We start from the raw sequence: 20636 nt of genomic DNA, 5'->3' as shown, positions 1-20636 counted from the left end.
CGGGGGACGCGAAGGCCGGCCGCCTCTATCCCCATGGGGCATCCCCCGGGGAACAGGCGACCGGCCTGTATGGGACCGACAAGTGTACGTCGGTACGCGTCAGCGTGCGTTGAAATACTTCGCTTCGGGGTGGTGGATGACGATCGCGTCGGTGGACTGCTCCGGGTGGAGCTGGAACTCCTCGGAGAGGTGGACGCCGATCCGCTCCGGCTGCAGGAGGTCGGCGATCTTGGCGCGGTCCTCCAGGTCGGGGCAGGCTCCGTAGCCCAGCGAGAAGCGGGCGCCGCGGTACTTGAGGTCGAACATGTCCTCGACGGCGGCCGGGTCCTCCCCGCCGAAGCCGAGCTCGGCGCGGACGCGGGCGTGCCAGTACTCGGCCATGGCCTCGGCGAGCTGGACGGACAGGCCGTGCAGCTCCAGGTACTCGCGGTAGGAGTCGGACTCGAACAGCTTGGCCGTGGCCTCGCCGATCCTCGACCCGACCGTGACGACCTGGAGGCCGACGACGTCGGTCTCTCCGGACTCCTCCGGGCGGAAGAAGTCGGCGAGGCACAGGCGGCGGCCGCGGCGCTGGCGCGGGAAGGTGAAGCGGGTCCGCTCGTTGCCCTGCTCGTCCAGGATGATCAGGTCCTCGCCCTTGGACACGCAGGGGAAGTACCCGTAGACGACGGCCGCTTCGAGCAGGTTCTCGGTGTGCAGCTTGTCGAGGAGGCCGCGCAGCCGCGGCCGGCCCTCGGACTCGACGAGCTCCTCGTACGTGGCCCCGCCGGCGCGGGCCTGCTTCAGGCCCCACTGTCCCTTGAACAGCGCGCCCTCGTCCAGCCAGGAGGCGTAGTCCTTCAGAGGGATGCCCTTGACCACGCGGGTGCCCCAGAACGGCGGGGTGGGGACCGGGTTGTCGACGGCGACGTCGGAGCGGCCGCCCGGCTCCTCCGGCTCGTCCGCCTGGAGGACGGGGCCCCCAGGTGTCTGCGTCCGCTTGGCGACCCGGCGCTGCTTGAGCTCGGGCAGGCTCGCGCCGGGGACGCCGCGCTTGACGGCGATCAGGGCGTCCATGAGACGCAGGCCCTCGAAGGCGTCGCGGGCGTAGCGGACCTCGCCCTCGTAGATCTCGTGGAGGTCCTGCTCGACGTAGGCGCGGGTGAGGGCCGCGCCGCCGAGGATCACCGGGTAGTCGGCCGCCAGCTTGCGCTGGTTGAGCTCCTCCAGGTTCTCCTTCATGATCACGGTCGACTTCACGAGCAGGCCGGACATGCCGATGACGTCGGCCTTGTGCTCCTGCGCGGCTTCGAGGATCGCGGAGACCGGCTGCTTGATGCCGATGTTGACGACGTTGTAGCCGTTGTTGGTCAGGATGATGTCGACGAGGTTCTTGCCGATGTCGTGGACGTCGCCGCGGACGGTGGCGAGCACGATGGTGCCCTTCCCCTCGTCATCGGTCTTCTCCATGTGCGGTTCGAGGTACGCGACCGCCGTCTTCATGACCTCGGCGGACTGGAGGACGAACGGAAGCTGCATCTGGCCGGAGCCGAAGAGCTCGCCGACGACCTTCATGCCCTCCAGGAGGGTGTCGTTGACGATGTCGAGGGCCGCGCGGGTCTGCAGGGCCTCGTCGAGGTCGGCCTCCAGGCCGTTCTTCTCGCCGTCGATGATGCGGCGCTGCAGCCGCTCCTCCAGCGGGAGCGCGAGGAGCTCCTCGGCGCGGCCCGCCTTGAGCGACTTGGTGTTGACGCCCTCGAAGAGGGCCATCAGCTTCTGCAGCGGGTCGTAGCCCTCGGTCCGGCGGTCGTGGATCAGGTCGAGGGCGGTGCTCACCTGCTCGTCGTCGAAGCGCGCGATGGGCAGGATCTTGGAGGCGTGCACGATCGCGGAGTCCAGGCCCGCCTTGACGCACTCGTCGAGGAAGACCGAGTTCAGCAGCACGCGGGCGGCCGGGTTCAGGCCGAAGGAGATGTTCGACAGGCCGAGCGTGGTCTGGACGTCCGGGTGGCGGCGCTTGAGCTCGCGGATCGACTCGATCGTCGCGATGCCGTCCTTGCGGGACTCCTCCTGCCCGGTGCAGATGGTGAACGTCAGCGTGTCGATGAGGATGTCCGACTCGTTGATGCCCCAGTTGCCGGTCAGGTCGGCGATCAGGCGCTCGGCGATGGCGACCTTGTGCTCGGCGGTGCGGGCCTGGCCCTCCTCGTCGATGGTCAGCGCGATCAGCGCGGCGCCGTGCTCCCGGGCCAGCCGGGTGACCTTCGCGAAGCGGGACTCGGGGCCGTCGCCGTCCTCGTAGTTCACCGAGTTGATGACGGCGCGGCCGCCCAGCTTCTCCAGGCCCGCCTGGATGACGGGAACCTCGGTGGAGTCCAGGACGATCGGCAGCGTCGAGGCCGTGGCGAAGCGGCCGGCGAGCTCCTTCATGTCGGCGACGCCGTCGCGGCCGACGTAGTCCACGCACAGGTCGAGCATGTGCGCGCCCTCGCGGATCTGGTCGCGGGCCATCTCGACGCAGTCGTCCCAGCGGGCGTCGAGCATGGCCTCGCGGAACTTCTTCGAGCCGTTCGCGTTCGTCCGCTCGCCGATCGCCATGTACGCGGTGTCCTGGCGGAACGGGACGGCCTGGTACAGCGAGGACGCGCCGGGCTCCGGCCGGGGCTCGCGGACGGCCGGGCTCAGGTCGCGGACCCGCTCGACGACCTGGCGCAGGTGCTCCGGCGTCGTGCCGCAGCAGCCGCCGACGAGGGAGAGCCCGTACTCGCGGACGAAGGTCTCCTGGGCGTCGGCGAGCTCGGGCGCGGACAGCGGGTAGTGGGCGCCGTTCTTGCCGAGGACGGGCAGGCCGGCGTTGGGCATGCAGGAGAGCGGGATGCGCGCGTTGCGGGCGAGGTGGCGCAGGTGCTCGCTCATCTCGGCGGGGCCGGTGGCGCAGTTCAGGCCGATCATGTCGATGCCGAGCGGTTCCAGCGCGGTGAGCGCGGCGCCGATCTCGGAGCCGAGCAGCATGGTGCCGGTGGTCTCGACGGTCACGGAGCAGATCAGCGGGACGGAGACGCCGAGGGCCTCCATCGCGCGCCGGGCGCCGATGATGGAGGACTTGGTCTGCAGGAGGTCCTGGGTGGTCTCGACGAGCAGGGCGTCGGCCCCGCCGGAGATCAGGCCCTCGGCGTTGACCTGGTAGGCGTCGCGGATCGTCGCGTAGTCGATGTGGCCGAGGGTGGGCAGCTTGGTGCCGGGGCCCATGGAGCCGAGGACCCAGCGCTGCTGTCCGGTCCGGGCGGTGTACTCGTCGGCGACCTTGCGGGCGATCCGGGCGCCGGACTCCGACAGCTCGAAGTTGCGTTCGGGGATGTCGTACTCGGCGAGCGCCGCGAAGTTCGCGCCGAAGGTGTTGGTCTCGACGCAGTCCACGCCCACCGCGAAGTACGCGTCGTGGACGGAGCGCACGATGTCGGGGCGGGTGATGTTCAGCACCTCGTTGCAGCCTTCGAGCTGCTGGAAGTCCTCAAGGCTGGGGTCCTGCGCCTGGAGCATCGTTCCCATGGCTCCGTCGGCGACGACCACGCGGGTCGCGAGCGCCTCTCGGAGGGCATCGGCCCGGGTCTGGGTGTCAGCGGGCGGGTTCGGCAACGAGGCCATGGTTGAGCTCCCTGGGATGCGACGGCTGTCGGCTTTGCACCCTCGCTGTGTCAAGGGTGCACGCGGTCAGGGTAACCGCGTGGTGGCAACCCCGGTGGGGCTGTCCCACGTGGCGGACTGCATTCTGTGCGCGGGGGTCTGCCAGGGGTGTCCTGGGCGACGGAGGCCTGAACAGTTGCCCAAGCATGCGCAAGGTCGACATCGACCGATAGTGTTCAGCATTGTCGAACTACGTCAGCAGGAGGCTGCGCGATGGCACGGAACATCCAGTCGCTCGAACGAGCCGCTGCGATGCTGCGACTCCTGGCAGGCGGCGAGCGCCGGCTGGGCCTCTCGGACGTGGCCAGCTCCCTGGGCCTGGCCAAGGGCACGGCGCACGGGATTCTGCGCACGCTCCAGGCCGAGGGATTCGTGGAGCAGGACCCCGCCTCGGGCCGCTACCAGCTGGGCGCGGAGCTGCTGCGGCTGGGCAACAGCTACCTGGACGTGCACGAGCTGCGCGCCCGCGCACTGGTCTGGACGGATGATCTCGCCCGGGCGAGCGGCGAGAGCGTGTACGTGGGCGTGCTCCACCAGAGCGGGGTGCTGATCATGCACCACGTGTTCCGCCCTGACGACAGCCGCCAGGTGCTGGAGGTGGGGGCCATGCAGCCGCTGCACTCGACGGCCCTGGGCAAGGTGCTCTCCGCGTACGACCCGGTCGCCCACACCGAGGCCCTGGAGGCGGAGCGCGAGGCGTTCACGCCCCGGACGGTCATCGACGGCGCGGGTTTCGAGGAGATCCTCGACCTGACGCGGGCGCGCGGCTGGGCCGCGGACATCGAGGAGACCTGGGACGGCATCGCCTCGGTGGCGGCGCCGATCCACGACCGGCGGCGGATGCCGGTGGGCGCGGTGGCGGTCGCGGGGGCCGTGGAGCGGGTCTGCGGGGAGGCCGGGGAGCCCCGGGCGAGCCTCGTGGCGTCCGTCCGGGACTGCGCGCGCGCTGTTTCACGCGATCTCGGCGCGGGCCGGTTCTAGGCCCCTTCCCGCACTTTTCGGCCACCACCTGGCCGCTTCCTGCCCTCTTTTCGTCACATCCCGGCCATCTGGTGGCTGGGTTTGGCTGATCGCACCTAGTGGTAACGATCCGACACTTTGGCCTGGCCAACCCTTGACGCGTTCTTCACCTGGGCGGAAAACTGCCGTTCATCGGTCGGCATTGTCGAACACCTACCGGCAATACGCGCTAGGGTGTGGCAAGGCCAAGGACCGGTGAAGCACTCACCGAGTGCGCGGATCACCGGACGGGACCCGGTGTCCGCCCACCCCCTGGACGCAAGGCAAAGGAGTCGCGGGTGTCCACCTCCGACATCTTCATCGGCGAGACCATCGGTACCGCTCTGCTCACACTGCTCGGCGGTGGCGTCTGCGCCGCCGTGACGCTCAAGAGCTCCAAGGCCCGGAACGCAGGCTGGCTCGCGATCACGTTCGGCTGGGGTTTCGCCGTTCTGATCGCCGCCTACGTGTCCGCCCCGCTCTCCGGTGCGCACCTCAACCCGGCGGTCACCGTCGGCCTGGCCATCAAGAACGGCGACTGGAGCAACACTCCGGTCTACTTCGCCGGACAGCTCCTCGGCGCCATGCTCGGCGCGGTGCTGATGTGGATCACGTACTACGGACAGTTCCGGGCGCACCTCTCCGACCCGGAGCACATCAAGGACGCCAAGCTCGGCCCTGAGGACCCGCACCCGCACGACCAGGCCGGCCCGGTGCTCGGTGTCTTCTCCACCGGCCCCGAGATCCGCAACGTCGTCCAGAACCTCGTGACCGAGATCATCGGCACGGCCGTGCTGGTCCTGGCGATCCTGACCGAGGGGCTCCAGGACGGCGGCAAGGGCCTCGGCGTCATCGGCGTCCTGATCACCTCCTTCGTCGTCGTCGGCATCGGCCTCTCGCTCGGCGGTCCGACCGGCTACGCCATCAACCCGGTCCGCGACCTCGGTCCGCGCATCGTCCACGCCCTGCTGCCGCTCCCCAACAAGGGCGGCTCCGACTGGGGCTACTCCTGGATCCCGGTGGTCGGCCCGCTCGTCGGCGCCGCCCTCGCCGGTGGTCTGTACAACATCGCGTTCGCCTGATCAGTATCGGCACGTATCGCAAGATCCGCACTGCCCACCTGATTCCGCCTGCCTAGACCTGCCAGGAGCAGCCACATGACCAGCAGCACCGGCCCGTTCATCGCCGCGATCGACCAGGGCACCACCTCTTCCCGCTGCATCGTCTTCGACCGCGACGGCCGCATCGTCGCCGTCGACCAGAAGGAGCACGAGCAGATCTTCCCGAAGCCGGGCTGGGTCGAGCACGACGCCACCGAGATCTGGACCAACGTCCAGGAGGTCGTCGCCGGGGCCATCGCCAAGGCCGAGATCACCGCCGCGGACGTCAAGGCCGTCGGCATCACCAACCAGCGCGAGACCACCGTCCTGTGGGACAAGAACACCGGCGTGCCGGTGCACAACGCGCTGGTCTGGCAGGACACCCGCACCGACGCCCTGTGCAAGGAGCTCGGCCGCAACGTCGGCCAGGACCGCTTCCGCCGCGAGACCGGCCTGCCGCTGGCGAGCTACTTCGCCGGTCCGAAGGCCCGCTGGCTGCTCGACAACGTCGAGGGCCTGCGCGAGCGCGCCGAGGCCGGCGACATCCTCTTCGGCACCATGGACTCGTGGGTCATCTGGAACCTCACCGGTGGTGCCCAGGGCGGTGTGCACGTCACGGACGTCACCAACGCCTCGCGCACCATGCTGATGAACCTGCACACCCTGGAGTGGGACGCCAAGATCGCGGAGTCCATGGAGGTGCCGCTCGACATCCTCCCCGAGATCAAGTCCTCCGCCGAGGTCTACGGCCACGTCAAGGACGGCGTCCTCGCCGGTGTCCCGGTCGCCTCGGCGCTCGGTGACCAGCAGGCCGCGCTCTTCGGCCAGACCTGTTTCGCCGAGGGCGAGGCCAAGTCCACGTACGGCACCGGCACGTTCATGCTGATGAACACCGGCGACAAGGTCATCAACTCCTACAGCGGCCTGCTGACCACGGTCGGCTACAAGATCGGCGACCAGAAGCCGGTCTACGCCCTGGAGGGCTCCATCGCCGTCACCGGCTCGCTCGTCCAGTGGATGCGCGACCAGATGGGCATGATCAAGACCGCGGCCGAGATCGAGACCCTCGCGCTCTCGGTCGAGGACAACGGCGGCGCGTACTTCGTGCCGGCCTTCTCCGGCCTGTTCGCCCCGTACTGGCGCTCCGACGCCCGCGGTGTGATCGCCGGCCTCACCCGGTACGTCACCAAGGCGCACATCGCCCGTGCCGTCCTGGAGGCCACCGCCTGGCAGACCCGCGAGATCACCGACGCCATGACCAAGGACTCGGGCGTCGAGCTCACGGCCCTGAAGGTCGACGGCGGCATGACCTCCAACAACCTGCTGATGCAGACCCTCTCCGACTTCGTGGACGCCCCCGTGGTCCGTCCGATGGTCGCGGAGACCACCTGCCTCGGCGCCGCCTACGCCGCCGGCCTGGCCGTCGGCTTCTGGCCCGACACCGACGCCCTGCGCGCCAACTGGCGCCGCGCGGCGGAGTGGACCCCGCGGATGCCCGCCGAGCAGCGGGACCGCGAGTACAAGAACTGGCTCAAGGCCGTCGAGCGGTCCATGGGCTGGATCGACCACGAAGACGCCAGCTGACCGCACCAGCTGAGTCAATCGACGAGGAGCTGAGAGATATGAGCACCCTGCAGAGCGTTCCCGCCCTGGGCACGCACCCGACCGCCGGTTCGAACGCGAGCCGTGCCGAGACCCGTGAGCAGCTGGCGAAGGCCACGTACGACCTGCTGGTCATCGGCGGTGGAATCCTGGGCACCTCGGTGGCCTGGCACGCCGCGCAGTCGGGTCTGCGGGTTGCCATGGTGGACGCCGGCGACTTCGCCGGCGCCACCTCCTCCGCCTCCTCGAAGCTGGTCCACGGCGGTCTGCGCTACCTGCAGACCGGCGCGGTCAAGCTGGTGGCCGAGAACCACCACGAGCGGCGGGTGCTGGCCAAGGACGTGGCCCCGCACCTGGTCAACCCGCTCACGTTCTACCTGCCGGTCTACAAGGGCGGTCCGGTGGGTGCGGCCAAGCTGGGCGCGGGCGTCTTCGCCTACTCCGCCCTCTCGGCCTTCGGCGACGGCATGGGCAAGGTCATATCCCCTGCCCGTGCCGCCGCCGACAACCCCGGTCTGAAGACGGACAACCTGAAGGCCGTCGCGGTCTACTACGACCACCAGATGAACGACTCCCGCGTCGCCGTCATGACGGTCCGCGCGGCCGTCGAGTCGGGCGCCGTCGTCCTCAACCACGCCGAGGTCACCGGCCTGCGCATGACGCGCGGCCGGGTCTCCGGTGCCGAGCTCAAGGACCGCCTCGACGGCACCGAGTTCGGCGTCGACGCGCGCGTCGTGCTCAACGCCACCGGCCCGTGGGTGGACCACCTGCGGCGCATGGAAGACAAGCACTCGATGCCGTCGATCCGCCTGTCCAAGGGCGCGCACATCGTCATGAAGCGCAAGTCGCCGTGGAAGGCCGCCATGGCCACCCCGATCGACAAGTACCGCATCACGTTCGCCCTCCCGTGGGAGGACCAGCTCCTGCTCGGCACCACCGACGAGGTGTACGAGGGGGACCCGGCGGACGTGCGCGCCACCGAGTCCGACATCCAGCAGATCCTGGACGAGGCCGCGTTCTCGGTGAAGGACGCGGACCTGGACCGCTCGCTGATGACGTACGCCTTCGCCGGCCTGCGCGTGCTGCCCGGAGGCCCCGGCGGGGTCGAGAAGGCCAAGCGCGAGACGGTCGTCTCCGAGGGCGCCGGCGGCATGCTGTCGGTGGCCGGCGGCAAGTGGACGACGTACCGCCACATCGGCCGCGTGGTCATGGACAAGCTGGCCAAGCTGCCCGGCAGCCCGCTGACCGACGACATGGAGCCGGTGAAGTCGCTGGTGCGCCGGGTGCCGCTGCCCGGTGTCGCCAACCCGAACGCCGTCGCGCACCGCCTGCTGGTGGACCGCGAGCCGGGCTCGCGGATGGACCCGCTGACCGCCCGCCACCTGGCCTCGCACTACGGCTCGCTGGCCTTCGACATCGCGCGGCTCGCGAACGAGGACCCGGCGCTGGCCGAGCGGATCCACCCGGACGGGCCGGAGATCTGGGCGCAGGTCGCCTACGCCCGGGACAACGAGTGGGCCGAGACGGTCGACGACGTGCTCCGCCGCCGCACCACGGTGACGGTCCGCGGTCTGGACGACGACTCCGTGCGCGCACGGGTCGAGGAGATGCTGGGCCGCAAGGCATAGCTCTCGCGCAGGTGGGGAAGAGGGGCGGTTCCGAGGGGAACCGCCCCTCTGTCGTGGGCTGTGGCCGGTGTCGTCCCAAGGCTTAGGCTGACCCACGTACGCAAGGGAACTTCGGAAGGAGACCTGGGTGATCGAGCTTGAGGGCGTGCCCGAGCTGATCGACCCGGTCATGGTGGCCGCGTTCGAGGGCTGGAACGACGCGGGTGACGCGGCCTCCGGTGCAGTCGCGCACCTGGACCGGGAGTGGAAGGGCGAGGTCTTCGCGGCGCTGGACGCCGAGGACTACTACGACTTCCAGGTCAACAGGCCGACGGTGTGGCTGGACAACGGGGTACGGAAGATCACGTGGCCGACGACGAGACTGTCGGTCGTGCGGATCGGCGGTGCGAAGCCGCGTGACCTCGTGCTGGTACGGGGGATCGAACCGTCCATGCGGTGGCGGTCGTTCTGCAACGAGATCCTGGGCTTCGCGCACGAACTGGGCGTGGAGATGGTGGTGATCCTGGGCGCACTGCTCGGGGACACACCGCACACGCGGCCGGTGCCGGTCAGCGGTGTCACCTCGGACCCGGACCTGGCACGGACGATGGACCTGGAGGAGACCAAGTACGAGGGCCCGACCGGGATCGTGGGCATCCTCCAGGAGGCCTGCACCCACGCCGGGGTGCCGGCCGTGTCCCTGTGGGCGGCGGTCCCGCACTACGTCTCCCAGCCGCCGAACCCGAAGGCGACGCTGGCCCTGCTGAACCGGCTGGAGGATCTGATCGACATCCGGATCCCGCTGGGCGAACTGCCGGAGGACGCACGGGCCTGGCAGCTCGGCGTGGACCAACTGGCCGCGGAGGACAGCGAGGTGGCGGAGTACGTCCAGACGCTGGAGGAGGCCCGGGACACGGCCGACCTGCCGGAGGCGTCGGGGGATGCGATCGCCCGGGAGTTCGAGCGGTACCTGCGGCGCCGCGATCCGGCGGCGCCGGAGCAGCCGGGTGACGGCTCCTCGTACCTGCGCGACACGACCAGCGGTCTGACCCGCCATCCGAAGCGCAGGGCGGACCCCGAACCGGGGGCGGAGACGGAGACTCCGCCGGCGGACGACGAGGACACGCCCCCGGAGGCGTAGCCGCACACGCGGACGCCGGCCCGGCTGCTGTGCAGCCCGGCCGGCGTCCGCGTGTGCGGGGTCCGGGGCCGGAGCCCCGGCAACGGCTCCGCGGAGCCGCTAGAGGGCCACGCCCAGGAGCGCGTCGACCGTGCGGGAGACCAGGCCCGGCGCCGACTCGTCGTCGCCGTCCGAGGCGTTCTGGGCGTCCACCCAGCGGTCCACGGCGGCCAGCGCGGCCGGGGCGTCCAGGTCGTTCGACAGGGCCTCGCGGACCTCCTCGACGAGGGCGTCCGCCGGCAGGCCGTCCGGGCGGGACACGGCCGCGCGCCAGCGCTCCAGGCGGGCCACCGCCTGTTCGAGGACCTCGTCCGTCCACTCCCAGTCGGCGCGGTAGTGGTGCGAGAGCAGGGCGAGGCGGATCGCCGCCGGGTCCACCCCGGCGCGCCGCAGCGCGGAGACGAAGACCAGGTTGCCCTTCGACTTCGACATCTTCTCGCCGTGCAGCGCGACCATGCCCGCGTGCACGTACGCCTTGGCCATCGGGAACTCGCCCGTCAGCACCTGCGCGTGCGACGCGCCCATCTCGTGGTGCGGGAACGCCAGGTCGGACCCGCCGCCCTGGATGTCGAAGCCCATGCCCAGGTGGTCCAGGGCGATGGCGACGCACTCGATGTGCCAGCCGGGCCGGCCGCGGCCCAGCGAGCCGCCGTCCCAGCTCGGCTCGCCCGGACGCGCCGCCATCCACAGCATCGGGTCCAGCGGGTTCTTCTTCCCCGGGCGCTCCGGGTCGCCGCCGCGCTCCGCGGAGAGCAGCCGCATGGCCGCGGCGTCGAGGTTCGAGACGCCGCCGAAGTGCGCGTCGGACTCGACCGAGAAGTAGAAGTCGCCGTCCAGCTCGTACGCCGCACCGGCGTCGCGCAGCCGCTCCACCAGCGGCACGATGCCCGGTATGGCTTCGACGGCGCCGATGTAGTGCTGCGGGGGCAGCATCCGCAGGGCGGTCATGTCCTCGCGGAAGAGGGCCGTCTCGCGCTCCGCGAGCTCGGTCCAGTCGTGGCCGTCGCGCAGCGCCCGCTCCAGCAGCGGATCGTCGACGTCCGTCACGTTCTGGACGTAGTGGACCTGCCGCTTGGTGTCGAGCCACACGCGCTGTACGAGGTCGAACGCGTTGTAGGTCGCCGCGTGACCGATGTGGGTCGCGTCGTACGGGGTGATACCGCAGACGTAGATACGGGCGACGGGACCGGGGGCGAGGGTGATCGTCCCCTGGGTCGCGGTGTCGTGGATCTGGAGGTCGCGGCCCTTGCCGGGCAGGGCGGGGACCTCAGAAGCGGGCCAGGCATGCATGTGTCGAGCCTAACCGGACGCGTGTTCCGAAAACGAACTGGACCTGCACTGTTGGCTTGATCGGCACTCTTGCGGTCCGGCTGGTTCTGTGCGTACCGGGCCCGCCCTGGTCAGACGGGGGGCCAGGGGATCGCCGGCCACTGCCCGGAGGGCTGCGGATGCACCCCGGTGCGCAGCAGACGGGCCACCCGGGCGCGTACGGCGGCCAGCTCGACCGGCGTGATCAGTTCGGCCAGCCGGGTGGCGAGCGGCTCCCCCTCGGCCAGCAGGGCGGCCAGCGAGGCCAGCACCTCGCGTGCCTCGTCGGTCAGCGGTTCGCCCGCCCAGCCCCACAGCAGGGTCCGCAGCTTGTCCTCGCGGTGGAAGGTCACCCCGTGGTCGATGCCGTAGAGCCGTCCGTCGGGCGCGGGCAGCAGGTGGCCGCCCTTGCGGTCGCCGTTGTTGATCACGGCGTCGAGGACGGCGAGCCGGCGCAGCCGCGGGTCGTCGGCGTGGACCAGCAGCGCGGTGCGGCCCTCCCCGACGTCGGCGAGGGCGACCGGCTTCCAGCCCTCCCCCGCCTCCTCGCCCTCGACGAGGGCCAGCAGGCCGCTCCCGTACGGCTCGGCGGGGTCGTCGGACCCCGTGGGGTCCCCGGACCCGGCGGGCTCTGCCTGCTCGCCGTCCGCGGGCGCGGACTCGATCCACTGCTGGACCATGCCCTCCCCGTACGGACCGTCGCGCAGCACGGTCGTCGGCACCAGGCCCCATCCCGTGGCCTCGGAGACCAGGTAGGCGGCGACCTCCCGCTGCGCCAGGTTCCCGTCCGGGAAGTCCCACAGCGGGCGCTCGCCCTTCACCGGCTTGTACACGCAGTCTGCGCTCACGCCCCCGTACGTCACCGTGCACAGCAGTACGGCGTTGGACGCCTCGCGGATCCGGCCGACGACCGTCAGCTCGCCCTTGGCGAGCAGTTCCTCATGCTCCCCCGTGGCCGTCACGCCTGGCGCCGGTAGCCGTTCTGGCGCGGGCACACGTGCCCCTCGGGATCCAGCGGCAGGCTGCACAGCGGGCACGGCGGCCGGCCGGCGTTGACCACGTCGAGCGCCCGTTTGGCGAAGGCCCGTGCCTGGGCGCCGGTGAGCCGGACCCGCAGCATCGGCGGGCCGTTCTCCTCGTCCTGGAGGAGCCGCTCCTCCGCCTCCGCGAGGTCCTCCTCCGAGTCCGCTTCGAGCTCCACCAGCGCCTGCGCCTCGACGATCATGCGCTGTTCCTCGCCGTCCCAGGCCAGGGCCATGGTGCCGACGCGGAACTCCTCGTCGACCGGAACGTCCAGCGGCGCGGTGTCCGTGGCCTCGGCGGGGGCGACGGCCGGGACCGGGGCATTGCCCCCGGTGCGCCGTACGACCTCGTCCAGCAGCTCGTCCATCCGCTCGGCCAGCGCCGCGACCTGGGTCTTCTCCAGGGAGACGCTGGTGACGCGGGGGCCGGATGAGGCCTGCAGGAAGAACGTACGGCGTCCCGGAAGACCGACCGTGCCGGCCACGAAGCGGTCCGGCGGGTCGTAGAGGAACACCTGACGGGGCACGTCCAGTCTCCAAGTCTGGGGGTCCCCCCGGACGGAGTCTGGGGGAGGCAGGGGCAGGGCTGCGCGCATGCGGATGTGTGCTCTGCTCTTCGGGCCAGTCCACCCTACTGCGCCGTTCGATCACCCCGCGCCCGCGCCGCCTCCCACGACCGCGTTCCCGCCGTCTTCGGTCGCGCTCTCGAAGGTCTCGGTGTCCGCCGCGGTCGTGTCCGCTTCCGGTGCCCGGTCCGGGCGCGGGGCGAGCGAGCCGAAGTCCCCGGTGTCGCCGAGGCGCAGCAGGAAGGGCCGCGTCGGCGTGTAGCGGACGGCCGTCACCGAGCAGGGATCCACGTGGATGCGCTGGAAGAGGTCCAGGTGCATGCCCAGGGCGTCCGCGACGAGGGACTTGATGATGTCCCCGTGCGAGCACATCAGGAACACGGCGTCGCTCCCGTGCTCCTCCTCGATCCGCGCGTTCCACTCGCGTACGGCGTCCACGGCACGCGCCTGCATGGCGCGCATGGACTCCCCGCCGGGGAACGCGGCGGCCGAGGGATGCTGCTGCACGATCTTCATCAGCGGTTCATCGGAGAGCTCCGAGAGTTTGCGGTTCGACCAGTCGCCGTAGTGGCATTCGCCGATCCGGTCGTCCGTGTGCAGCTCCAGCTCCGGACGCGCGGCGAGCAGCGGCGCGAGGGTCTCCCGGCAGCGCTGGAGCGGGCTGGTGACGGCGGCTGCGAGCGGCACCGAGGCCAGCCGCGCGGGCAGCGCCGCCGCCTGCTCGGCGCCCCGCTCGTCGAGGGCCACTCCCGGTGTCCATCCGGCGAGCAGCCCTGCGGTGTTGGCGGTGGACCGCCCGTGTCGTACGAGGATCAGCGTGGCCATGGGCGCAAGCCTAGGCCCTGTCGTGCGGGAAGAGCAGGGGCCGTGGAGTGCGCAGGGTGCGGGCGGGGCGCGCACGGGGGACAATGCCCCGCGTGATAGTCGACTGCGCCATGTACCGGGACGGCCGCCGCTCCGCCGCGCCCGAGGACCTCTCGGAGGCCCTGGACGAGGCGCGGGCGGGCGGTGACGCCTTCCTCTGGGTCGGCATGTACGAACCGACGGAGGACGAGTTCGAGCACGTCAGCCAGGAGTTCGGGCTGCACAAGCTGGCGGTGGAGGACGCGCTGACCGCGCACCAGCGCCCGAAGCTGGAGGTGTACGACGACTCGCTGTTCGTCGTCCTCAAGCCGGTGATGTACGACGACGACGCCGACACGGTGAGCACGGGCGAGCTGATGGTGTTCATCGGCGACTCCTTCGTGGTCACGGTCCGGCACGGGGAGGGGGCCGCGCTGACGGCCGTACGGCATCGGCTGGAGCAGGAGCCGGAGGTCCTGCGGCACGGGCCGACGGCGGTGCTGTACGCGGTGTCGGACGCGGTGGTCGACCACTACATCGAGGTCGCGGCCGAGCTCCAGGCCGACCTGGAGGAGGTGGAGGCCGACGTCTTCGCGCCGAACGCCACGGACACCAAGAACACCGCCGCCCGGATCTACGGCTTCAAGCGGCAGGTGCTGGAGTTCCGCCGGGCGACGAGCCCGCTGCTCCAGCCGATGGACCGCCTCGCGTTCGGGAACGTGCCCTTCGTGCACGAGCACGCGCAGCCGTTCTTCCGCGACGTCGCGGACCACCTGACCAAGGCGAGCGAGTACATCGAGGGGCTGGACCGGCTGCTGTCGGACGCGCTGGCCGCGCACCTGGCGCAGATGGGCGTCCGGCAGAACGACGACATGCGCAAGATCTCGGCATGGGCGGCGATGGCGGCCGTCCCGACGATGGTGGCGGGGATCTACGGGATGAACTTCGAGCACATGCCGGAGCTCCGGCACGCCTGGGGCTATCCGGCGGTGCTCCTGGTGATGGCGGCCGCCTGTCTGGGCCTGCACCGCCTGTTCAAGACCCGCGGCTGGCTGTAGCGGACGCCGGCGGGGCCGTGGCCGTGGCCGTCCGCGGCTAGGCGTACTCGGGGGCGCCCACCGGTGCCCCGCCCAGCGCGTTGCGCCGCTCCGGCAGGCTGAGGCCGATCATCCGGTGCCAGCCGGCGAACCGCTCGTACGCGTACACCCCGCGGATCCCGGCGGCCAGCGCGGCCGCCTTGGGCGCGGGCCAGCGCAGCAGCCGGCCCATGTGGCCCATGACGGCGAGGCTCACGTCGCGGTGGACGCAGATCTCGGTGAGGGCGCTCTCGCGCAGCACCTGCTGGATCGTGCGGCCGTGTCCCCTGCGGACGAGGCGGAGCAACTCCTCATGGCAGTAGGCGAGGTGGTTGTCCTCGTCGTGGCTGATCATGCGGATGGCCCTGCCGACGTCCGGGTGGTCCCCGAACTGCCGGACGAGCATGACCATCTGGTCGGCGGCGCGCTGTTCGGTGACCCGGCTGTGCGCGAGGTAGACGACGATGTCCCTCTCGGTCAGCGGCTCGTCACGGCGCAGCTTGTCGTGCGCGAGGCCGATGCCGCGCCGCTCCAGCAGCATCGTGTAGTCGGTCTCGGGCGGCACGGGGACGGGCGGCAGGCCGCGTTTGCGGAGCAGGGCCCGGAAGATCCGGCCGTGCTTGTCCTCGTCGGCGCCGTGCCGGGTGATCTTGGGCGCGAGCTCGCGCATGCTGTCGGGCACCAGGGCCGCGATCCGGGCGTTCTCCCAGCCGCCCTGGGACTCCCCGCTGGCGGCGATGGAACAGAACAGCTGGAACGCGGCGTCGTCGTCGACGATCTCCTGGAACAGGCTGCGGGCAGAGAGCATGCATCGAGTCAACGGCCGATCGGGGGGCCGGGCAACCGATGCGTCGTACTACTCGGCCGAACGAACGACGCGAACGGGTCAACGCGCGGGCGTAACCCGGAGGGCGCCGCACGCGTTGTTGACTGTGTCGGCCGTGGCGGGGAAGACCCCCCGAGCCCCCACCACGGCCGCAGGCGTTGCCCTGACGGGCAGGGCCGGCCCCGGCTCCCTAGGCCAGGCCGGCCAGCTCCACGGCCTCCGCGCCGGCCCGCAGGGCGGTGATCCGCTCGTCCAGGGTGAAGCCGGCCGGGGCGAGCGTGAGGGTGGTGACCCCGGCCTCTGCGTAGGCCCGCATCCCGTCCGCGATCCGCTCGACGGAGCCGAGCAGGGTGGTCGAGTCGATCAGCGAGTGCGGGACGGCCTCGGCGGCACCCGTCTTGTCGCCGGTCAGGTACTTGTCCTGGATCTCGGCGGCTTCCTTCTCGTAGCCCATGCGCTGGGCGAGCTGGTTGTAGAAGTTCTGCTTCCGGCTGCCCATGCCGCCGACGTACAGGGCCGTGTACGGGCGGAACATGTCGGCGAGGGCGGTCACGTCGTCGCCGACGGCGAGTGGCACGGTCGGGCAGACGTCGAAGCCGTCCATGGTCAGCCCGGCCTTCTCGCGGCCCGCCCGGATGTGGGTGAGCGCGGTGGCCTCCAGGTGCTCGGCGGCCGGGAAGATGAGCAGGGCGCCGTCGGCGATCTCGCCGGTCTGCTCCAGGTTCTTCGGCCCGATGGCGGCGATGTAGAGCGGGATGTGCTCGCGCTCCGGGTGCACTGTGAGCTTGATCGGCTTGCCGGGGCCGCCGGGCAGCGGGAGGGTCCAGTGCTCGCCCTCGTAGCTCAGCCGCTCGCGGGTCATCGCCTTGCGGACGATCTCCACGTACTCCCGGGTGCGGGCGAGCGGCTTGTCGAACTTGACGCCGTACCAGCCCTCGGACACCTGCGGTCCGGAGACGCCCAGGCCGAGGCGGAAGCGGCCCTTGGTGAGGGAGTCGAGGGTGGCGGCCGTCATGGCGGTCATCGCGGGCTGCCGGGCCGGGATCTGCATGATCGCGGAGCCGACGTCGATGCTCTCGGTCTGGGCGGCGACCCAGGCGAGGACGGTCGGGGCGTCGGAGCCGTAGGCCTCCGCGGCCCAACAGACGTCGTAGCCGAGACGGTCCGCCTCCTGGGCCACGGTGAGGTTGTCGGCGTCCATGCCAGCGCCCCAGTAGCCGAGATTGATGCCGAGCCGCATGTGTCGTCCCCTTACCGGTTTACCGATCAGTAATGTAGGTCTGCGGGGGACTGTAGCGCGCCAGGGCCCACTGCGTCAGTGCCCCAGTAGTCCATCGGTGCCCCAGTAGTGTCAGCGCTCATGGAGCAGAGGCATCTCGGCCGCACCGGACTGCGCGTGTCCCGGATCGGCCTCGGCACCCTGACCTGGGGCCGTTCCGCGGAGGGCCCTGACGAGTCGGGCGCTGCCGGGCAGTTGAAAACGTTCTGGGAGGCGGGCGGCACGCTCGTCGACACCGCCGACGTGTACGGGGGCGGTGAGGCGGAGTACCTCCTGGGGCAGCTCGTCGGCGGTCTGGTCCCGCGCCGGGAGCTGGTGATCGCGACCAAGGCGGGATCCGTCCGGCACCCGGACCGCCGGTTCGACGGCTCGCGCGGCCATCTCCTGTCGGCGCTGGACGACTCGCTGGCCCGTCTGGGCACCGATTACGTGGACCTCTGGCAGGTCCACGCCTTCGACCCGGGGACCCCGCTGGAGGAGACCCTCCAGGCGCTGGACCTGGCGGTGAGCAGCGGCCGGGCCCGGTACGCGGGCGTGTCGAACTTCAGCGGCTGGCAACTGGCGAAGGCGGCTACCTGGCAGCTCGCCGCCCCGGGGGTGCGGACCCGGCTGGCGTCGACGCAGATGGAGTACTCCCTCCTCCAGCGGGGCGTGGAGCGCGAGGTCCTCCCGGCGGCGCTGGACCTCGGCGTCGGGCTGCTCCCGTCGTCCCCGCTGGGCCGCGGGGTCCTGACGGCCAAGTACCGGGACGGCACCCCGGCGGACTCGCGGGGCGCCTCGCCGACCATGGCCGGTTTCGTGGACCCGTACCTGGACGACGCGGCGAGCCGCATCGTGAACGCGGTCGCCACGGCGGCCCAGGGCCTGGCGGTGACCCCGCTCCAGGTGGCCCTGGCGTGGGTCCGCGACCGGCCGGGGGTGGTCGCACCGATCATCGGCGCACGGACGTCCGCGCAGCTCGAAGCGGCTCTGTCGGTGGAGGCCCTTAGTCTTCCGGAGGAGATCTGCCAGGCGCTGGACGATGTTTCGGCGCCCGTGCATCGCTACCCCGATCAAAACTGGAGCACGCTGTGAGTACGGACCGCCGAGCCGCTTCCGCGGAGGACCCGGCCACCCCCGGCCCCCAGGCGAAGGCGGCCACCGACCCGGACCCGGCGGAGCCGCAGGCCGCCGGTGCAGCAGCCGGCACCGACCGGGCCGGCTCCGGCGAGGACGGCGGCCCGGCGGCCGATGGCGAAGCGGCCGGCTCGGACGAAGCGGAATCGGCGCAGCCGGAGGTGGATCCCATGGTGCGGGAATCGGGCGCGGAGGGCGAAACCCCTGCAGGAGCGGACACCGGCCAGGCCCCGGACGGGCCGGCGACAGCCGACGCAGGCTCGGACGACGCAGGCTCGGGTGGCTCGGGTGACATCGGCTCGGGTGACGCGGGTGCAGGCGAGCCGCAGGTAGCCGGTGACGGGGGTCCGGGGGCGGAGCCCTCGGTTTCGGGTCCCTCCGGGGTGGGGGAAGACCCCGCAGGGACCACCCCCGGCGACCAGGAGCCCGCCGCGGCCGAGGCCGAACCGTCGGAGCCCGGCACGGACGGGGCCTCCGCGGAGCAGGCAGCCGAGGCCGCGACGCCCGTGCGGAGCGAGGCCGAGGCCGAGTTGGCCGCGCAGAAGATCGAGCGGGAGCGCATCGCGCGCCGCAAGGCGGAGCGGCAGGGGCCCGTCGACGCCGGAGCCAAGCTCAGCGGGAAGGCCGCCGATCTGCTGGCCGCCGTACGGGCCGTGGAGAGCGGGGAGAAGCCCTCCCCGGTGTACTTCGACGAGGCTCCGGCCGCCCCCCGCAAGGCCGCGGCCCCGGCCGCGCCCCCGGCCTCCCGTCCCGCTCCCCCGGCTCCCGCCGCATCCGCAGCGGGCATCGAGAGCGTGCGCGCCGTACTGGCCCGCGGCGGGGCCCCCGAGGCGCTGGCGGGGCCGGCCGCCGCCGCCCTCGGCGAAGACGCCGCGGAGCAGCTCGCCCACGACCCCTGGCGGCTCCTCGCCGTCGCGGGCGTCCGCCCCACCCAGGCCGACGGCTTCGCCCGGGCCCTGCTCGGCCCCGGGGCCGGCCCGGGGGACGAGCGGCGCGCCGCCGCCCTCGTGGGCTGGCTGCTGGAGCAGGCCGCGCTCAAGGGGCACACCGCCCTGGAGGCCCCCACCCTGGAATCCGCCCTCGCGCAGTACGGCGTCCCGGACCCGGCCGAGTCCCTGGAACAGGCCATCGGCGAGGGCGCCGTCCTGGTGTTCCAGGAGCCGCTCGGACCGCCCGCCGCCGAAGGCGAGGAGCAGCCCGTTCGGGTTCTCGTCGGCCTGGAGGGGTACGCACTGGCCGAGGAGAGCCTGGCCGACGGCCTGGCCCGGCTGTCCAACACCTTCGACGACCCGGCGGACTGGGAGAAGGCCGCCACCGGGCCCGGAGCGGAGCTGATCCGCGCCGTCTCCGGCCACGGCCTGGTCACCCACACCGGCGGCGAGGCCGCCCGCACCGAGCCGCTGGCCCTGCTGGCCGCGGCCCGCGACCTGGGCCTGCGCGTCTGCCTGGCCGCGCACACGCCCGCCCCGGGCGCCGTCACCGTGGCCGGACTGCTCGCCGGGACGGAGGGGCCCGGCCGGGACGCCGACGGGCAGTTCACCGTGGACCTGCTCGTGGTCCTCGACGCCCCTCAGCTGGACGTGGAGACCGCCGCCGCGCTCGTGGAGTCCGTCCCGGACGGGGCCCGGCTGGTGCTGTCCGGGGACCCCGGGGTGCTCGGATCCGCCGGGCCCGGGCGGGTGTTCGGCGATGTGCTGGCGGCCCGCGCCTGCCCGCAGCTGGTCTCGCGCACCCCCGACCCGGGCCCCCTCGGCGAGCTGGTCTCCGGGGTCGGGATCGGAGAGCTGAACCAGGTCGACGCGCCCGGCAAGGAGGTCGTCATCGTCCCGGTGCGCGACGCCGGGGAGGCCGTGCACCGTGCCGTGCAGCTGGTGGCCGAGTCGGTGCCGCGCGCCTTCGGGATCCCGGCGGACGCCGTTCAGGTGATCACCCCGGGCCACGGCGGCTCGGCGGGCACCCGGGCGCTGAACGCCGCCCTCAAGGAGCGGCTGAACCCCGGCCCCGGCCGGTTCGGCGGCTTCGACCCCGGCGACCGCGTCGTCCACGTGCCCTCGCCCGGGCGGGCCGTGCCGGCCCGGGTGGTGTCGGCCGACGCCCAGGGGCTGCACCTGGACGCCGCCGGCGCGCGGATCGTCGTACCGAAGGAGCGGGTGGAGTCCCAGGTGCGGCACGGCTGGGCGGTGACGGCGCACCAGGCCGTCGGCGCGCGCTGGCCGGCGGTGGTCGTCGTCCTGCCGGGGGACGCGGCGCAGGCCCTCTCCCGGGACTGGGTGTACACGGCGTTCGGGCGGGCGGAGCGCCATCTGTCCGTGGTGCACGGTGTCGACCAGGCGCTGCCGCGCGCGGTCGCGGAGGTGCTGCCGAAGCCGCGTACGACGCGGCTGAGCGGTCTCCTGCGGGCCCTCGTGGCGGAGGTGCAGGACCGGCCGGAGTGACCCGCCCGCACCGC

15 protein-coding genes are annotated in these 20636 nt (G+C 72.0%); 8 read left to right on the top strand and 7 right to left on the bottom strand.

Annotated elements, in window-relative coordinates; all coding sequences use genetic code 11:
* Positions 1-99: 99 nt before the first annotated feature.
* Positions 100-3624, bottom strand: a complete 3525-nt coding sequence (metH, locus tag ABTY04_RS19090; protein WP_352214507.1) for a methionine synthase — start codon at positions 3622-3624, stop codon at positions 100-102.
* A 252-nt stretch (positions 3625-3876) separates the two neighbouring features.
* On the opposite strand from metH, the gene ABTY04_RS19085 reads away from it, so the two are divergent.
* The 5 genes from ABTY04_RS19085 (at position 3877) to ABTY04_RS19065 (ending at position 10112) form a co-directional block, all read left to right on the top strand.
* The gene (locus tag ABTY04_RS19085; protein ID WP_352214506.1) at positions 3877-4644 is read left to right on the top strand and encodes an IclR family transcriptional regulator; all 768 of its coding nucleotides are present in this window, start codon (positions 3877-3879) and stop codon (positions 4642-4644) included.
* 317 nt (positions 4645-4961) lie between these two features.
* Positions 4962-5744 (top strand): MIP/aquaporin family protein, encoded by a 783-nt coding sequence (locus tag ABTY04_RS19080; protein ID WP_352214505.1) that lies wholly within the window; start codon positions 4962-4964, stop codon positions 5742-5744.
* Between the two features lie 75 nt (positions 5745-5819).
* The gene (gene glpK / locus ABTY04_RS19075) at positions 5820-7346 is read left to right on the top strand and encodes a glycerol kinase GlpK (protein WP_352214504.1); all 1527 of its coding nucleotides are present in this window, start codon (positions 5820-5822) and stop codon (positions 7344-7346) included.
* Positions 7347-7384: 38 nt separating this feature from the next.
* A complete protein-coding gene (locus tag ABTY04_RS19070) occupies positions 7385-8992 on the top strand; it encodes a glycerol-3-phosphate dehydrogenase/oxidase (protein WP_352214503.1) in 1608 nt (535 codons plus the stop codon).
* 127 nt (positions 8993-9119) lie between these two features.
* Positions 9120-10112 carry a PAC2 family protein gene (locus ABTY04_RS19065; protein ID WP_352214502.1) on the top strand — a complete coding sequence of 331 codons (993 nt, stop codon included), beginning with the start codon at positions 9120-9122 and terminating at the stop codon, positions 10110-10112.
* A 99-nt stretch (positions 10113-10211) separates the two neighbouring features.
* Here the strand turns inward: ABTY04_RS19065 and mshC are convergent, their stop codons facing one another.
* From mshC to ABTY04_RS19045, 4 genes are all read right to left on the bottom strand, one after another.
* Complete coding sequence (gene mshC, locus ABTY04_RS19060) at positions 10212-11441, bottom strand: cysteine--1-D-myo-inosityl 2-amino-2-deoxy-alpha-D-glucopyranoside ligase (protein WP_352214501.1); 1230 nt, start codon at positions 11439-11441, stop codon at positions 10212-10214.
* Between the two features lie 110 nt (positions 11442-11551).
* Positions 11552-12454 (bottom strand): SCO1664 family protein, encoded by a 903-nt coding sequence (locus tag ABTY04_RS19055; protein ID WP_352214500.1) that lies wholly within the window; start codon positions 12452-12454, stop codon positions 11552-11554.
* The gene (locus ABTY04_RS19050) at positions 12418-13008 is read right to left on the bottom strand and encodes a DUF3090 domain-containing protein (protein WP_352214499.1); all 591 of its coding nucleotides are present in this window, start codon (positions 13006-13008) and stop codon (positions 12418-12420) included. The genes ABTY04_RS19055 and ABTY04_RS19050 overlap by 37 nt, the downstream gene beginning before the upstream one ends.
* A gap of 120 nt (positions 13009-13128) precedes the next feature.
* Entirely contained in the window at positions 13129-13872 is a 744-nt protein-coding gene (locus ABTY04_RS19045; protein ID WP_352214498.1) for a histidine phosphatase family protein, read from the bottom strand.
* Between the two features lie 83 nt (positions 13873-13955).
* Between ABTY04_RS19045 and corA the strand changes: the two genes are divergently transcribed.
* Positions 13956-14948, top strand: a complete 993-nt coding sequence (corA, locus tag ABTY04_RS19040; RefSeq protein WP_352214497.1) for a magnesium/cobalt transporter CorA — start codon at positions 13956-13958, stop codon at positions 14946-14948.
* Between the two features lie 37 nt (positions 14949-14985).
* Here corA and ABTY04_RS19035 read toward each other — a convergent pair whose 3' ends face one another.
* Positions 14986-15774, bottom strand: a complete 789-nt coding sequence (locus tag ABTY04_RS19035) for a ferritin-like domain-containing protein (protein WP_352214496.1) — start codon at positions 15772-15774, stop codon at positions 14986-14988.
* A gap of 208 nt (positions 15775-15982) precedes the next feature.
* Entirely contained in the window at positions 15983-17032 is a 1050-nt protein-coding gene (locus ABTY04_RS19030; protein WP_352214495.1) for an LLM class F420-dependent oxidoreductase, read from the bottom strand.
* Between the two features lie 120 nt (positions 17033-17152).
* Here ABTY04_RS19030 and ABTY04_RS19025 point away from each other — a divergent pair, with 120 nt between their 5' ends.
* Entirely contained in the window at positions 17153-18145 is a 993-nt protein-coding gene (locus tag ABTY04_RS19025; RefSeq protein ID WP_352214494.1) for an aldo/keto reductase, read from the top strand.
* Positions 18146-18357: 212 nt separating this feature from the next.
* Entirely contained in the window at positions 18358-20622 is a 2265-nt protein-coding gene (locus ABTY04_RS19020) for an ATP-dependent DNA helicase (RefSeq protein WP_352214578.1), read from the top strand.
* Positions 20623-20636: the final 14 nt, after the last annotated feature.

This window comes from Streptomyces sp. NPDC097981, assembly GCF_040302565.1.
Lineage (GTDB): Bacteria > Actinomycetota > Actinomycetes > Streptomycetales > Streptomycetaceae > Streptomyces.
Note: the sequence above shows the minus strand (reverse complement) of the source record. Positions and strands in the feature narration are given on the sequence as shown.